This window comes from Citrobacter sp. wls615, from assembly GCF_005281355.1.
Taxonomy (GTDB): Bacteria; Pseudomonadota; Gammaproteobacteria; order Enterobacterales; family Enterobacteriaceae; genus Citrobacter; species Citrobacter werkmanii.
Genome location: NZ_SZXM01000008.1, coordinates 1 through 15,959 on the forward strand (window position 1 = coordinate 1; position 15,959 = coordinate 15,959).

The 15,959-nt window shown below is 52.4% G+C and carries 11 protein-coding genes; 6 read left to right on the forward strand and 5 right to left on the reverse strand.

The features are described from left to right. Positions 1-56: 56 nt before the first annotated feature. The 3 genes from FDX04_RS03455 to aroP all read right to left on the reverse strand — a co-directional run bounded on the left by FDX04_RS03455 (position 57) and on the right by aroP (position 3,944). Positions 57-1,007 carry a family 43 glycosylhydrolase gene (locus tag FDX04_RS03455; RefSeq protein ID WP_137360257.1) on the reverse strand — a complete coding sequence of 317 codons (951 nt, stop codon included), beginning with the start codon at positions 1,005-1,007 and terminating at the stop codon, positions 57-59. Next, entirely contained in the window at positions 1,007-2,413 is a 1,407-nt protein-coding gene (locus tag FDX04_RS03460; protein ID WP_137360258.1) for a glycoside-pentoside-hexuronide (GPH):cation symporter, read from the reverse strand. The genes FDX04_RS03455 and FDX04_RS03460 overlap by 1 nt, the downstream gene beginning before the upstream one ends. 157 nt (positions 2,414-2,570) lie before the next feature. Then, positions 2,571-3,944: an aromatic amino acid transporter AroP gene (gene aroP / locus FDX04_RS03470; RefSeq protein ID WP_165406846.1), complete on the reverse strand. Its 1,374-nt coding sequence runs from the start codon at positions 3,942-3,944 to the stop codon at positions 2,571-2,573. A gap of 564 nt (positions 3,945-4,508) precedes the next feature. On the opposite strand from aroP, the gene pdhR reads away from it, so the two are divergent. From pdhR to traT, 6 genes are all read left to right on the forward strand, one after another. After that, positions 4,509-5,273, forward strand: coding sequence for a pyruvate dehydrogenase complex transcriptional repressor PdhR (pdhR, locus tag FDX04_RS03475; protein WP_003018699.1), 765 nt, complete (start codon positions 4,509-4,511; stop codon positions 5,271-5,273). Positions 5,274-5,435: 162 nt separating this feature from the next. Beyond that, on the forward strand, positions 5,436-8,099 hold the full coding sequence (gene aceE, locus FDX04_RS03480; RefSeq protein WP_137360259.1) for a pyruvate dehydrogenase (acetyl-transferring), homodimeric type: 2,664 nt from the start codon (positions 5,436-5,438) through the stop codon (positions 8,097-8,099). 14 nt (positions 8,100-8,113) lie between these two features. Next, complete coding sequence (gene aceF, locus FDX04_RS03485) at positions 8,114-10,003, forward strand: pyruvate dehydrogenase complex dihydrolipoyllysine-residue acetyltransferase (protein WP_137360260.1); 1,890 nt, start codon at positions 8,114-8,116, stop codon at positions 10,001-10,003. Positions 10,004-10,178: 175 nt separating this feature from the next. Beyond that, on the forward strand, positions 10,179-11,603 hold the full coding sequence (lpdA, locus tag FDX04_RS03490) for a dihydrolipoyl dehydrogenase (RefSeq protein ID WP_003018686.1): 1,425 nt from the start codon (positions 10,179-10,181) through the stop codon (positions 11,601-11,603). Positions 11,604-11,872: 269 nt separating this feature from the next. Further along, entirely contained in the window at positions 11,873-12,157 is a 285-nt protein-coding gene (locus FDX04_RS03495) for a hypothetical protein (protein ID WP_137360299.1), read from the forward strand. Positions 12,158-12,354: 197 nt separating this feature from the next. Next, positions 12,355-13,086, forward strand: a complete 732-nt coding sequence (gene traT, locus FDX04_RS03500; RefSeq protein ID WP_137360261.1) for a conjugal transfer complement resistance protein TraT — start codon at positions 12,355-12,357, stop codon at positions 13,084-13,086. A gap of 66 nt (positions 13,087-13,152) precedes the next feature. Here traT and FDX04_RS03505 read toward each other — a convergent pair whose 3' ends face one another. After that, on the reverse strand, positions 13,153-13,947 hold the full coding sequence (locus tag FDX04_RS03505; RefSeq protein WP_137360262.1) for a DUF2950 family protein: 795 nt from the start codon (positions 13,945-13,947) through the stop codon (positions 13,153-13,155). 9 nt (positions 13,948-13,956) lie between these two features. Next, positions 13,957-15,606: a DUF3300 domain-containing protein gene (locus FDX04_RS03510; protein ID WP_137360263.1), complete on the reverse strand. Its 1,650-nt coding sequence runs from the start codon at positions 15,604-15,606 to the stop codon at positions 13,957-13,959. Positions 15,607-15,959: the final 353 nt, after the last annotated feature.

Consider the following 15,959-nt stretch of genomic DNA (forward strand, 5'->3'; position numbering starts at 1 on the left):
AAGTGTTACCCATGTTTCCGGTTCATACCATTAGCTCCACCGGGCAGTGCAACGGCTTAGATCGTATCAGCAGGCGGGATGCCAAAATCAGGCATCCCGTTTTCGTCCCAGCGTACCAGTTTCAGACGCGTATGGCGGTTTGGATCGTACAACGGATCGCCTTCAATTTCGGTGTAATTTCTCGCGTGGTACACCAGTACATCTTCACCTTCCGGCGTTTGCGTAAAGCTGTTGTGTCCCGGTCCATACTGACGATTTTCATAGCTGGTGGTAAAGACCGGGCGCGGTGATTTATGCCAGTTCTGCGGGGTGAGCGGATCGTCGTTGAGGTCAATCCACAGCAACCCCATACAGTAATTCTCATCGGTGGCGCTGGCCGAATAGCTGATAAATAGCTTGTCGCCATGCACCACGACGGCCGGACCTTCGTTGACCCAGAAACCCCGGCATTCCCAGTCATACTCAGGATGGCTGAGCATGACCGGCTCGCCTTTAATCGTCCATGGGTTTTCCAGCTCTGCGAGATAAATATTGGAATTTCCGGCGATATCGGGTGATTTTTGTGCCCATAGATACCATTGTTTCCCCTGATGATTAAAGGTGGTGGCATCCAGGGCGAAGGTATCAAACTGCGTTTTAATCTGGCCTTTCTCTGTCCACTTGCCGGTCAACGGATCGGCGTCTGCGCACTCCAAAGCAAACATGCGGTGCTGGAACATTCCCAGCTTATCAAGCGCCTGAGTATGGGTAGCGGCAAAATAGATGTACCACTTGCCCGCCAGATGATGAAGTTCCGGCGCCCAGATGAGCTGGCTCATAGGACCACTTTCCGGCTTACGCCAGACGACAACGGGAGTGGCGGAGCGCAATCCCTCCAGAGAGTCGGCCCGACGGATCTCCAGCCGGTCATATTCTGGCACTGACGCAATGAAATAGTAGTGGCTACCGTCGCGTAAGATAAACGGATCGGCGCGTTGTTCGATAAAGGGATTTGGCCACTGATTCATTAGGCTTTCCTTACGGGTTCAGTCGTTTTTATATCGTGGTATTCATTCAGTTCACGGTAGTTGGTACGGCGTTTTTCCAGATCGGTCTGGATTTGCTGCATAAACTCGCGGTCAACTTTTAGCAGGCGAACCACGCCTGCGGTAATCAGGTACCCTACGCCGGGTATGATGGTAAACAGCAGCATAATACCGTTGATGGCAGAGTCGCTTTGCGCTTTCGCCCCTGCGTCGTAGCCGTACCAGGAGAGCAGGAAGCCAACCATCGCCCCGGCAATCGCCAGGCCCAGCTTGAGGAAGAACAGGTTACCGGAGAAACTGATCCCGGTGATGCGCTTACCGGTTTTCCACTCACCGTAGTCATCGACATCCGCCATCAACGACCAGTGCAGCGGGGAAGGGATCTGATGCAGGATGTTGAGCAGGAAGTAGAGCACCATGATCATCATGGTGGCTTTCGGGTCGAAGAAATAAAATGCAGCGGAGAAAATCGCCAGGATGATGTTGGTCCAGAAGAACACCTTCAGTTTGCACCAGCGATCGGTTAATACCTTCGCCAGCATGCTGCCGATCATCATGCCGACGACGCCGAGGCTGATAAACAACGTGGCGAACTGCGTGCTTTGTTGCATAACCCACGTAACGTAGTACATGGTGGCGGCCATGCGAATAAAGCCCGGGCAGACGTTGCACAGGGTTAACAGCAGGATTTTTACCCACTGATCGTTCTTCCACACATCTTTCAGGTCGGCTTTTAAATCGTCGTTAGTCTGCACGGCGGGGCGAACGCGTTCACGGACTGATGCAAAGCAAAACAAGAACATGCACATGCCGATGAAGGCGAGCACCGCCATCGCCATCTGATACCCTTTAGCTTTGTCTTCCCCGCCAAACCAGTCAGCCATCGGCAGCAGGGTGAGGGAGAGTAGCAGGGTTGCAATCCCTACCAATACAAAGCGATATGACTGACAGGCGACGCGTTCATTGGGATCGTTGGTGATAACGCTGCCGAGCGAACAGTAGGGAATGTTGATCGCCGTATAGGTAATAGAGAGCAGGAAGTAGGTGACGAAGGCATAGATAACTTTGCTGTTATACGTCCACTCAGGGGTGGTAAACATAAGCACGCTGAATAATGCGTAAGGGAAAGCCATCCACAAAAGCCATGGACGAAATCGACCATATTTACTGCGTGTGCGGTCGGCCATCGCGCCCATTATAGGGTCGGTAACGGCATCTATAACGCGTACTGAGAGCAGTAATACGCCGACCAGGGCAGGCGCCAGACCAAAAATATCTGTGTAAAAATAGTTAACAAACAACATGATGGCGCCAAAGATGATGTTGCATCCGGCGTCGCCCATTCCATAGCCGATCTTTTCTTTCACCGTGAGCTTACTGGTTTCCATCAACTGCACTCCATTAATGAGATATGGAGAGAATTATTGTCTGGTACCGGTGTTTTTACGTTGCAGGATAACGCCGCTGATATGGACGAAACAGTCGTGAATGGGAAAGTGTGAGGCAGGTAACAACCCCCACCCGGTCCAGGTGGGGGAGGGAAGTTTAATGCGCTTTAACCGCGCGGGCCGTTTTCTGCTTGCACAGATAGCCGATGCCAAGAATACCAATCCATACCGGGATTAAGTACACCGAGATCGCCATGCCCGGCGTCATCAGCATAATCACCAGCACTGCGGCCATGAACAGCAGGCACACCCAGTTACCAAGCGGGTAGAGCAGAGCCGGGAAGCGGGTGGTTACGCCCTGCTGCTGTTTGGCTTTGCGGAACTTCATGTGCGCCAGGCTGATCATCGCCCAGTTGATCACCAGGGCGGAAACCACCAATGCCATCAGCAGGCCAAAGGCGGATTCCGGCGCCAGATAGTTGATCAACACACATAGAGCCGTTACCAGCGCGGAGACCAGAATGGTGTTCACCGGTACGCCGCGCTTGTCGACGTTCATCAGCGCTTTCGGCGCGTTGCCCTGCTGCGCCAGACCGAACAGCATGCGGCTATTGCAGTATACACAGCTGTTATAGACAGAAAGGGCGGCGGTCAACACCACGATGTTCAGCGCATTGGCAACAAAGGTGTCGCCCAGCTCGTGGAAAATAAGGACAAACGGGCTGGTATCAGCCGTGACGCGTGTCCACGGCATCAGGGAAAGCAGAACCGCCAGCGAACCGACATAGAAAATCAGGATACGGTAGATAACCTGGTTAGTCGCTTTCGGAATGCTTTGCTCCGGGTTATCGGCTTCTGCTGCGGTGATGCCGACCAGTTCCAGCCCACCAAAGGAGAACATGATAATCGCCATCATCATCACCAGACCGGTGAAGCCGTGTGGCAGGAAGCCCCCCTGGCTCCACAAGTTGCTGACGCTGGCCTGTGGGCCGCCGTTACCGCTAAACAGCAACCAGCCGCCGAACAGGATCATCGCAACTACGGCAATGACTTTAATAATGGCAAACCAGAACTCCATCTCGCCAAACACCTTCACGTTGGTCAGGTTGATGGCGTTGATCAGCACGAAGAAGGCAGCCGCAGAAACCCAGGTTGGGATCTCCGGATACCAGAACTGAATGTATTTACCTACGGCAGTCAGCTCTGCCATGGCAACCAAAACGTACAGTACCCAATAGTTCCAGCCGGAAGAGAAACCCGCGAAACCGCCCCAGTATTTATAGGCAAAGTGGCTAAAGGAGCCTGCAACCGGCTCTTCAACCACCATTTCACCTAACTGACGCATGATCAAAAAGGCGATAAAGCCGGCAATAGCGTAACCGAGAATAATCCCCGGTCCTGCAGACTGGATAACGGATGCGCTACCAAGGAATAACCCGGTACCAATCGCGCCACCCAGCGCGATTAGCTGTATATGGCGGTTTTTAAGGCCGCGCTTGAGCTGATCGCCATGCGGTTGACTTTCCATCATTAAACCTCGTGTGTGGTTTTACTCTTCATATTTCGAGTACTTATTTTTTGAACTACGCAGCAATGCGTGTGTAAGTTTGCAATTCCGTTTGTTGTATTAATTTGTTTACAGATGCCAATAAGGAAATGTTGCCTTAATACTTTTGTCTTGATCAGAATAATGTTATGCGAGCGCGAATGCACCTGCTTTATGCGAGGGTGTTGACGAGTTGAATAAAAAGAAACCATTTGTAAATGCGAGTTTATCTACCTCAAAATTTCCATTTTGAATATTTATTCATAAATTTCGCTTTACGAGTCGATAATTAGGTAGGTGAATCGGTTCAGATAATATATTTTTTCGTTTCAATTCGGTTAAAACTACCCCATGGTGGGTAAATTTAACATTTGTGCATAGTTACATGTTTGAAACGTTATTTCTGTAATGTTGTTAAAATATGCCCCCTTTACTGATTTCAATCAAAACCTGTATGGACAGAAGGTGAATACTTTGTTACTTTAGCGTCAAGAACATGAAATTGGTAAGACCAATTGACTCCGGGCAAATGGCTTAAGACAGGAAATCATGGCCTACAGCAAAATCCGCCAACCAAAACTCTCCGATGTGATTGAGCAGCAGCTGGAGTTTTTAATTCTTGAGGGGACACTTCGCCCCGGAGAAAAACTCCCACCGGAACGCGAGCTGGCAAAACAGTTTGACGTCTCCCGCCCCTCCTTGCGCGAGGCGATCCAACGCCTTGAAGCGAAGGGGTTACTGCTTCGTCGTCAGGGCGGTGGCACTTTTGTTCAGAGCAGCCTGTGGCAGAGCTTTAGCGACCCACTGGTAGAGCTGCTCTCTGACCATCCTGAATCCCAGTTTGACCTGCTTGAGACGCGCCATGCGTTGGAAGGTATTGCAGCCTATTACGCTGCATTACGCAGCACGGATGAAGACAAAACGCGTATCCGTGAACTCCACCATGCGATCGAGCTTGCGCAACAGTCCGGCGATCTGGACGGCGAATCCGATGCGGTACTCCAGTATCAAATTGCTGTCACCGAAGCCGCACACAATGTGGTACTGCTCCATCTGCTAAGGTGTATGGAGCCGATGCTGGCCCAGAATGTTCGTCAAAACTTCGAATTGCTGTACGCGCGTCGCGAGATGCTGCCGCTGGTAAGCAGTCATCGTACCCGTATCTTTGAAGCAATCATCGCCGGGAAGCCTGAAGAGGCGCGTGAAGCGTCTCACCGTCACCTGGCGTTTATCGAAGAGATTTTACTGGACAGAAGCCGTGAGGAAAGCCGTCGTGAACGCGCCTTACGCCGTCTGGAGCAACGAAAGAATTAGTGATTTTTCTGGCAGAACGTTAACCAGAAGATGTTGTAAATCAAGCGCTAATAAAATGCGCGGCAACTAAACGCAGAACCTGTCTTATTGTGCTCTTGAGCGAGAACACAATGGGACAGGTTCCAGATAACTCAACGTATTAGATAGATAAGGAATACCCCCATGTCAGAACGTTTCCCAAATGACGTGGATCCGATCGAAACTCGCGACTGGCTACAGGCGATCGAATCGGTCATCCGTGAAGAAGGTGTTGAGCGTGCTCAGTATCTGATCGACCAACTGCTTTCAGAAGCGCGCAAAGGCGGCGTGAAAGTAGCGGCAGGTGCAGGGGCCAGCAATTATGTAAACACTATTGCCGTTGAAGATGAACCGGAATATCCGGGTAATCTGGATCTGGAACGTCGTATCCGTTCTGCTATCCGCTGGAACGCCATCATGACCGTACTGCGCGCGTCTAAAAAGGACCTTGAGCTGGGTGGCCACATGGCATCCTTCCAGTCCTCCGCAACGGTATATGATGTTTGCTTCAACCACTTCTTCCGTGCACGCAACGAGCAGGATGGCGGCGACCTGGTATACTTCCAGGGGCACATCTCTCCGGGTATCTACGCACGCGCATTCCTGGAAGGTCGTCTGACCGAAGAGCAGATGAACAACTTCCGGCAGGAAGTTCACGGCAAAGGCCTGTCTTCCTACCCGCACCCGAAACTGATGCCAGAATTCTGGCAGTTCCCGACCGTCTCTATGGGTCTGGGCCCAATCGGTGCTATCTACCAGGCTAAATTCCTGAAATATCTGGAACACCGTGGCCTGAAAGATACCTCTAAACAAACCGTTTACGCCTTCCTCGGCGACGGCGAGATGGATGAGCCAGAATCTAAAGGTGCGATCACTATCGCGACCCGTGAAAAACTGGACAACCTGGTCTTTGTTATCAACTGTAACCTGCAGCGTCTTGACGGCCCGGTCACCGGTAACGGCAAGATTGTTAACGAACTGGAAGGCATCTTTGCAGGTGCTGGCTGGAACGTTATCAAAGTCATGTGGGGCGGTCGTTGGGATGAGCTGCTGCGTAAAGACACCAGCGGTAAACTGATCCAGCTGATGAACGAAACCGTTGACGGCGACTACCAGACCTTCAAATCCAAAGATGGCGCATACGTACGTGAGCACTTCTTCGGTAAATACCCGGAAACCGCAGCGCTGGTTGCTGACTGGACTGACGAGCAGATTTGGGCCCTGAACCGTGGTGGTCACGATCCGAAGAAAGTCTACGCTGCACTGAAAAAAGCGCAGGAAACCAAAGGCAAAGCAACTGTAATCCTCGCCCATACCATTAAAGGTTACGGCATGGGTGACACTGCTGAAGGTAAAAACATCGCTCACCAGGTTAAGAAAATGAACATGGACGGCGTGCGTTATATCCGCGACCGTTTCAACGTTCCAGTGACCGATGAGCAGGTTGAAAACCTGTCTTACATCACCTTCCCGGAAGGTTCTGAAGAGCACACCTATCTGCACGCTCAGCGTCAGAAACTGCACGGCTACCTGCCTGCTCGTCAGCCGAACTTCAGCGAGAAGCTTGAACTGCCGGCTCTGGAAGACTTCGGTGCGCTGCTGGAAGAGCAGAACAAAGAAATCTCCACCACTATCGCGTTCGTTCGTGCCCTGAACGTGATGCTGAAGAACAAGTCGATCAAAGATCGTCTAGTTCCGATCATCGCTGACGAAGCGCGTACTTTCGGTATGGAAGGTCTGTTCCGTCAGATCGGTATCTACAGCCCGAACGGTCAGCAGTACACCCCGCAGGACCGTGAGCAGGTTGCTTACTATAAAGAAGACGAGAAAGGTCAGATCCTGCAGGAAGGTATCAACGAACTGGGTGCCGGCGCATCCTGGTTGGCTGCTGCGACCTCATACAGCACCAACGATCTGCCGATGATCCCGTTCTACATCTACTACTCCATGTTCGGGTTCCAGCGTATCGGCGACCTGTGCTGGCAGGCTGGTGACCAGCAGGCGCGCGGCTTCCTGATTGGTGGTACTTCCGGTCGTACTACGCTGAACGGCGAAGGTCTGCAGCACGAAGATGGTCACAGCCATATTCAGTCTCTGACTATCCCGAACTGTATCTCTTACGATCCGTCTTACGCATACGAAGTTGCGGTCATCATGCACGATGGTCTGGAGCGTATGTACGGTGAGAAACAAGAGAACGTTTACTACTACATCACCACCCTGAACGAAAACTACCACATGCCGGCAATGCCAGCAGGCGCCGAGGAAGGTATCCGTAAAGGTATCTACAAACTCGAAACCCTCGAAGGTAGCAAAGGTAAAGTTCAGCTGCTGGGCTCCGGTTCTATCCTGCGTCACGTCCGTGAAGCTGCCCAGATCCTGGCGAACGACTACGGTGTTGGTTCTGACGTGTACAGCGTAACCTCCTTCACTGAACTGGCGCGTGATGGTCAGGATTGTGAGCGCTGGAACATGCTGCACCCGATGGAAACGCCGCGCGTTCCGTACATCGCTCAGGTGATGAACGACGCACCGGCAGTAGCATCTACTGACTATATGAAACTGTTTGCCGAACAGGTTCGTACTTATGTACCGGCTGATGATTACCGCGTACTGGGTACTGACGGCTTCGGTCGCTCTGACAGCCGTGAAAACCTGCGTCACCACTTCGAAGTTGATGCTTCCTACGTGGTTGTAGCGGCCCTGGGCGAACTGGCTAAACGTGGCGAAATCGATAAGAAAGTGGTTGCTGACGCAATCACCAAATTCAACATCGATGCAGATAAAGTTAACCCGCGTCTGGCGTAAGAGGTAAAAGAATAATGGCTATCGAAATCAATGTACCGGACATCGGGGCTGATGAAGTTGAAATCACCGAGATCTTGGTCAAAGTGGGCGACAAAGTTGAAGCTGAACAGTCGCTGATCACCGTAGAGGGCGACAAAGCCTCTATGGAAGTTCCGTCTCCTCAGGCAGGTATCGTTAAAGAGATCAAAGTCTCTGTTGGCGACAAAACTGAGACCGGCAAACTGATCATGATTTTCGATTCCGCCGACGGTGCAGCAGCAGCTGCACCTGCTCCGGCAGAAGAGAAGAAAGAAGCGGCTCCGGCAGCAGCACCTGCTGCGGCAGCGGCGAAAGAAGTACACGTACCGGACATCGGCGGCGACGAAGTTGAAGTGACCGAAGTGATGGTCAAAGTCGGCGACACCGTTGCGGCTGAGCAGTCGCTGATCACCGTTGAAGGTGACAAAGCCTCTATGGAAGTTCCGGCACCGTTCGCGGGCACCGTGAAAGAGATCAAAATCAGCACCGGCGACAAAGTGTCTACCGGCTCCCTGATTATGGTCTTCGAAGTGGCGGGCGAAGCGGGCGCGGCTGCACCGGCGAAAGCCGAAGCGGCGCCAGCAGCAGCGGCTCCGGTAGCATCTGGCTCGAAAGAAGTTAACGTACCGGACATCGGTGGTGACGAAGTTGAAGTCACTGAAGTGATGGTTAAAGTGGGCGATAAAATTGCCGCTGAACAATCACTGATCACCGTAGAAGGCGACAAAGCTTCTATGGAAGTTCCGGCTCCGTTCGCGGGTACCGTGAAAGAAATCAAAATCAGCACCGGCGACAAAGTGAAAACCGGTTCTCTGATTATGGTCTTCGAAGTTGAAGGCGCAGCGCCTGCGGCCGCTCCGGCTAAACAAGAAGCGGCGGCTCCGGCTCCGGCGGCGAAAGCTGAGAAGCCAGCAGCTCCAGCTGCAAAAGCGGAAGGTAAATCTGACTTCGCTGAAAACGACGCTTACGTCCACGCGACTCCGCTGATTCGTCGCCTGGCGCGCGAGTTTGGTGTGAACCTGGCGAAAGTGAAAGGTACCGGTCGTAAAGGTCGTATCCTGCGTGAAGACGTTCAGGCTTACGTGAAAGACGCGGTTAAACGCGCCGAGTCTGCACCGGCAGCATCTGCTGGCGGCGGTATCCCGGGCATGCTGCCCTGGCCGAAAGTGGACTTCAGCAAGTTTGGTGAAATCGAAGAAGTGGAACTGGGCCGTATCCAGAAAATTTCTGGGGCGAACCTGAGCCGTAACTGGGTGATGATCCCGCACGTTACGCACTTTGATAAGACCGATATCACCGATCTGGAAGCGTTCCGTAAACAACAGAACGCCGAAGCTGAAAAACGTAAACTGGACGTGAAATTCACCCCAGTAGTCTTCATCATGAAAGCCGTTGCCGCCGCTCTGGAACAGATGCCGCGCTTCAACAGCTCTCTGTCCGAAGACGGTCAGCGTCTGACCCTGAAGAAATACATCAACATCGGCGTTGCGGTAGATACCCCGAATGGTCTGGTTGTTCCGGTCTTTAAAGACGTGAATAAGAAGAGCATTACCGAGCTGTCTCGCGAACTGACCACCATCTCCAAGAAAGCGCGTGATGGTAAGCTTACTGCTGGCGAAATGCAGGGCGGTTGCTTCACTATCTCCAGCATCGGTGGCCTGGGTACTACCCACTTCGCGCCGATTGTTAACGCGCCGGAAGTGGCGATCCTCGGTGTCTCCAAGTCCTCTATGGAGCCAGTGTGGAACGGTAAAGAGTTTATGCCGCGTCTGATGATGCCGATTTCGCTCTCCTTCGACCACCGCGTAATCGACGGTGCGGATGGTGCGCGCTTTATCACCATCATCAACAACATGCTGTCTGACATTCGCCGCCTGGTGATGTAAGCGAAAAAGCCGGCCCGACGGCCGGCTTTTTTCTGGTAATCTCATGAAGTCAGTGAGGTTATTGTGCGAAAGACAAATCGGTTGCCGTTTGTTGTTTCAAAATTGTTAACAATTTTGTAAAATACGGGCGGATAGAACGACCCGGTGGACGACGGGTATAAATTAAGAGGTCATGATGAGCACTGAAATCAAAACTCAGGTCGTGGTACTTGGGGCAGGCCCTGCAGGTTACTCTGCTGCCTTCCGTTGCGCAGATTTAGGTCTGGAGACCGTCATCGTAGAACGTTACAGCACCCTCGGTGGTGTTTGTCTGAACGTCGGCTGTATCCCTTCTAAAGCGCTGCTGCACGTAGCAAAAGTTATCGAAGAAGCCAAAGCGCTGGCTGAACACGGTATCGTTTTTGGCGAGCCGAAAACCGATATCGACAAGATTCGTACCTGGAAAGAAAAAGTTATCACTCAACTGACCGGCGGTCTGGCTGGTATGGCTAAAGGCCGTAAAGTGAAAGTGGTTAATGGTCTGGGTAAATTTACCGGGGCGAACACCCTGGAAGTTGAAGGCGAAAACGGCAAAACCGTGATCAACTTCGACAACGCGATCATCGCGGCGGGTTCCCGTCCGATCGAACTGCCGTTTATTCCGCATGAAGATCCGCGTGTGTGGGATTCCACTGACGCGCTGGAACTGAAAACTGTTCCTAAGCGCCTGCTGGTTATGGGCGGCGGTATCATCGGTCTGGAAATGGGTACCGTGTACCATGCGCTGGGTTCAGAGATCGACGTGGTTGAAATGTTCGATCAGGTTATCCCAGCTGCCGATAAAGACGTGGTTAAAGTCTTCACCAAGCGCATCAGCAAGAAATTCAACCTGATGCTGGAAACCAAAGTGACCGCCGTTGAAGCGAAAGAAGACGGTATCTACGTTTCCATGGAAGGCAAAAAAGCGCCTGCTGAAGCACAGCGTTACGATGCCGTGCTGGTGGCTATCGGTCGTGTACCGAACGGCAAAAACCTCGATGCGGGCAAAGCTGGCGTGGAAGTTGACGACCGTGGCTTCATCCGCGTTGACAAACAGCTGCGCACTAACGTGCCGCACATCTTTGCTATCGGCGATATCGTCGGTCAGCCGATGCTGGCGCATAAAGGTGTTCACGAAGGTCACGTTGCCGCTGAAGTTATCGCCGGTAAGAAACACTACTTCGATCCGAAAGTTATCCCATCCATCGCGTACACTGAACCAGAAGTTGCGTGGGTTGGCCTGACTGAGAAAGAAGCGAAAGAAAAAGGCATCAGCTACGAAACCGCCACTTTCCCGTGGGCTGCTTCTGGCCGTGCTATCGCTTCTGACTGCGCAGACGGTATGACCAAACTGATTTTCGACAAAGAATCTCACCGTGTGATCGGTGGGGCGATTGTCGGTACCAACGGCGGCGAGCTGCTGGGTGAAATCGGTCTGGCGATCGAAATGGGCTGTGACGCTGAAGACATCGCGCTGACCATCCACGCTCACCCGACTCTGCACGAGTCCGTTGGCCTGGCAGCTGAAGTGTTCGAAGGTAGCATCACCGACCTGCCGAACCCGAAAGCGAAGAAAAAGTAATTTTTCCAAAATGATAAAAAGCGGCTGAATGGCCGCTTTTTTTATGTGTTTGTTACAAAGTAGTGTCAAAATCTGGAGAGAATTAAAGTAAATCGCCGAATTGCCAGAAAATGTTTTTTCCTGTACTGCACGATACGCCCGAACCGCATGAAATCGCCATTCCAAATCAACATCCTGTTTCACAAGAAATAAATCACCTTATCTTGTCATTAGATGAAATTAATAACCCTCTAAACTAATAGCGTGATAACAAATTGAGAGGGGAAATGATGAAACGTTTTTTAAAGGCAGCAGTAATGACTACCGTGTTTATTTCCGGCATGGCGCTGGCGCAGGACGCCGTCATCCCATGGGCTACCAACAGCGGCGGTACCGAAAGCACGCATATTGCGGCAATGGGACAAAATTTGAATGCGCAGCATCAGCAGATTAGCCAGACACAGGAAGGTGTGTGGGCCACAAACTCTGGCAGCATTCGAGCTGACGAAGTAGCACTTACCAGCACGAAGCCGACGTTTAAAGGTTATCCTGAATTAATGCCGCATCAGAATTGACTCTCCCGCTCACGTCAGACAAATCCACGCTGACGTGAGCGTCACCAATCCCAAACTACCAGTTCTGGTAGTCATCTTATTGATATTTCCTCTAAAAAAAATTGCGCAACTGCCGATACTTTTTTCGCCATTGTGTGGCTACTGGCCGCGCGGTTAAGAGGCTCTGGACTCTCTATTACACGAAAAAAGGAAAAAACATGTCTTTAAAAAAAATCGCGGTTGTTGGCATGGTTGTCGCGACAATTACGCTGACCGGGTGTGGCGCCATGACCACCGCCGTTAAAAAACGTAATCTTGAAGTGAAAACGCAGATGAGCGAAACCATCTGGCTGGAGCCTTCCAGCGAGAAGACCGTCTACATTCAGGTGAAAAACACTTCCGATAAAGACATGAGCAACCTGCAAACCCTGCTGGCAAATGACCTGTCCGCGAAGGGCTATAAAGTGACCAGTTCACCGGACAGCGCGTACTACTGGGTGCAGGCGAACGTACTGAAAGCGGACAAAATGGATCTGCGCGAAGCTCAGGGCTTCCTGAAGACCGGTTATGAAGGGGCGGCGATGGGGGCTGCTTTAGGCGCGGGGATTACCGCTTATAACAGCAACTCCTCCGGTGCGGCGCTGGGCGTTGGCCTGGCAGCGGGACTGATCGGTATGGCTGCTGATGCGATGGTGGAAGACGTAAACTACACCATGGTCACTGACCTGCAAATCTCCGAGCGCAGCAAAGCGAAAGTGACAACAGATAACGTTGCCGCGCTGCGTCAGGGGACGTCCGGCATTAAGCTGCAAACCAGCACCGCGCAAGGCGATCGCGCCAAATATCAGACCCGCGTAGTATCTAACGCCAATAAAGTGAACCTGAAGTTCGAAGAAGCGAAGCCGGTTCTGGAAGCTCAACTGGCGAAATCTGTTGCTAACATCCTGTAATTTGTTGCGAGTTGCCGGGTGGCGGCTTTGCCTTACCCGGCTTACTGACTGCGTATGGACCTCACGTTACGGGGTGACGGCTTGCCAAGTTTTATCCGGGCTGTACTCGCTTAACGCCTGCGCTTTTTGCTGTGATGCTTCGCCAAGATTGGCCTGATATACGGTGTCATCGCCGCTAATCATAAAGCTCATTATCCCTGTTTGGCCGTAGTCGACGGGCCACGCAACCATCGCGAATCCGCTGGCTTTGTCGGGAATAATACGGAAGCGATAACCGTGATAGCCAGCCCCTGGCTCCTGTGGGCTGAAAGCTGGCCCCAGAGGGCTTGGCGTTTCGCCCGGAGAGACGGGCCAATAAAGACCATCTTTTTTGCCTTCGCTGCTGACAATCTTTTGCGCATATGACTGATTGAGCGCGTAATAGCTTTGTTGAGCATCAACGTAAGCGTGCAGCGCCTCGATGGCGGAAAGCTCATTGCGACCGATAGTACGCGTGAGGATCTCTTCCTGAGCTTCAGCCATATCAAATTGCCAGCCTTTACTCGTTTTCACCATTGGAATGGGTAACTGCCAGTTCTCTTGCCCTACGTTCAGATGCGCCATGTTGTCCTGCTGAATAATATGATGGCTAATTTTCCAGTCGCGGTTAAAGCGCGCGATAGCCTCTGGGTCAGCGCCCTCCGGCGGCAAAAAATGCCGCCAGTTGTCGCCTAACAACGCCGTGAGCTGCGCTTCATTTTGCTGCGCCACTGCAGTGGCGAATGCACTCGCCGCATCCTCGGGCGACGTGAACGCCTGCTGCGCATAGCTCATGAATGGCAATGACAGCAACAGGGCGCTTAACATGATTTTTTTCATCATCGGCTCCGATTAACGACGGCGAAACTCGTGGTGCTCAGAAAAATTTTCACGTGCGGCAGCACGTTGTCCGGTATTGATATTGCCGATGCGGCGGCTTTCCTGCCCGCGCAACTGCTGCGACTGCCATGACGGTGAGCGGCTGTCATTCCCACTAAAGGCGTTGGCATGCATCTCCTGGCGGAAGGACTGACGCTGCTGCGGCGTAGAGGATTCAATACGCTGGCGGGCGGTGTCTCTCTGCTGCTGCGAAACAGGGTGTTGCTGGGCTTTAGCCTTCAGCTCGGAGCGATGCTGCTGCGTGGTAGATTTATTCAGCATCTGCTGTGCCGCCTCGCGACGACTGCTGTTTTGTGTTCCGTCATAGCCACGGTAATTATTACGCTGGGCAATTTGATTTAACTGCTGCGATGCCGCTTTGCGCTGGCTATCGCGGGATGTCTCGCCTGACAGGTTGGCGGGTGATGTATGGGTTCGCTGCTGGAACTGTGTCATCGCCGCCTGACGCTGGCTGTCACGTGTGGCGGAAGTGGTGGGGGTGTGCTGGGTTGAACTTAAGCCGCCGCTGACATTTGTTTGATGAAAGCGCTGGGCGACAGCGTTGTTCTGGTACGGCACGCCGTCACGATATGCCGGGTTATGCTGCCAGCCCATGGTCTGCCCTTTGATATTTTGCCCGGAGATATGGTTGAAGTTATTCACATTAATGTTGATGTTATCACCGTTGTGCTGGTAACCATTTCCACCATGCGGGCCGCCATTATCATGGTCGTGGTGATCGTCGTCATGATGATGGTCGTCGTCATCCCAGTCAATGTTGCTGAACAGAGCATAGGTGGTCGCAACGCCCAGGCTATAACCGAATCCTCTGACAAAACTGTCGGCAAACTGCTCTCCCGGAGGGGGCGGCAGATAGACAGGCGGGTACGCAGTATTAGGCCAGCTGCCGTAGACCACGCTCGGGTTGTAGTTGGGCACATAGACAACCTGCGGATCGGTTGGCTCAATTTTGATAACCGTTGTCGCAGGTGCGCTGCTTGCCGTATGGGATGTTGAGGTTGAGGATGATTGCGCCGGTACGACAACCGTCGTTTTTTGCGTGTTGGTCACGGTTTGCTGTGGCGAGGATTTTAGCGAACCGGTTTGTTGAGCCAACAGACGCAGGCGCTGTACCGCGTCCATCACGTCCTGCGGTTGAGCCAGAAACGCGTTCCCCAGATTTTGCACCCAGTCAGGGTTTTCGCCCATCAGAGCCATCAGTTGTGGGAATGCCACCAGCGATTTTACGCTTGGATCCCAGGACTGACCGGACACGGCCTGAATGGCGGCATCACCTTGCAGGGTTGGGTTATCACGCGACCATTGCACAGCCTGAACAACGTTTGATGGGTATGTGGAGGCCATCAATACCTGGGACAGTAGCGGATCGGGGTAGAGGGCGATAGGCGCAACCCACTGATCAAGTTGAGCCGTGGTATACGTGGCTGGCGCAGCGGGCGCGACAGGTGTCGCGGCAACAGGCGCCTGAGGCGCAACCGCTGCCGGGGCTGGTTGTTCGGGGGCTTCCGGTGTGCGGCTTTTTACATACAGCACGCCCGCACCGACAAACAACCCTGCACTGCACGCAAGAGCAATGATATGGGGCTTAAAGGGCAACGTCATTTTATCTCTCCCGGTTCAGGAAGAACCGTCATGGTCATCATGCCTGCCGCCAACGGGTGCAGTTTCAAGCGAGTATAAAGAGACGATAGTTTAATTTTTGACGAATCTTGGGATCGCCAGCGCAAGTTTTTTAAAGCGATGCGAAATAATGTGTCCAAATATTGCGGGCTGAAATAGCTGTGCCTGATATAGCAAGGGTGTTAGACCATTCTTAACGATTCAGCCAATTTTTTATGTTGCTTTTTTGTAAACAGATTAACACTTAAAGAAAATCCTGTTATTGTGCCTTATGCGGTACCGGGCATTTACCCTACTAACTACTGTCTCACAGGAGCGTGAAGAGAATCGCCCAT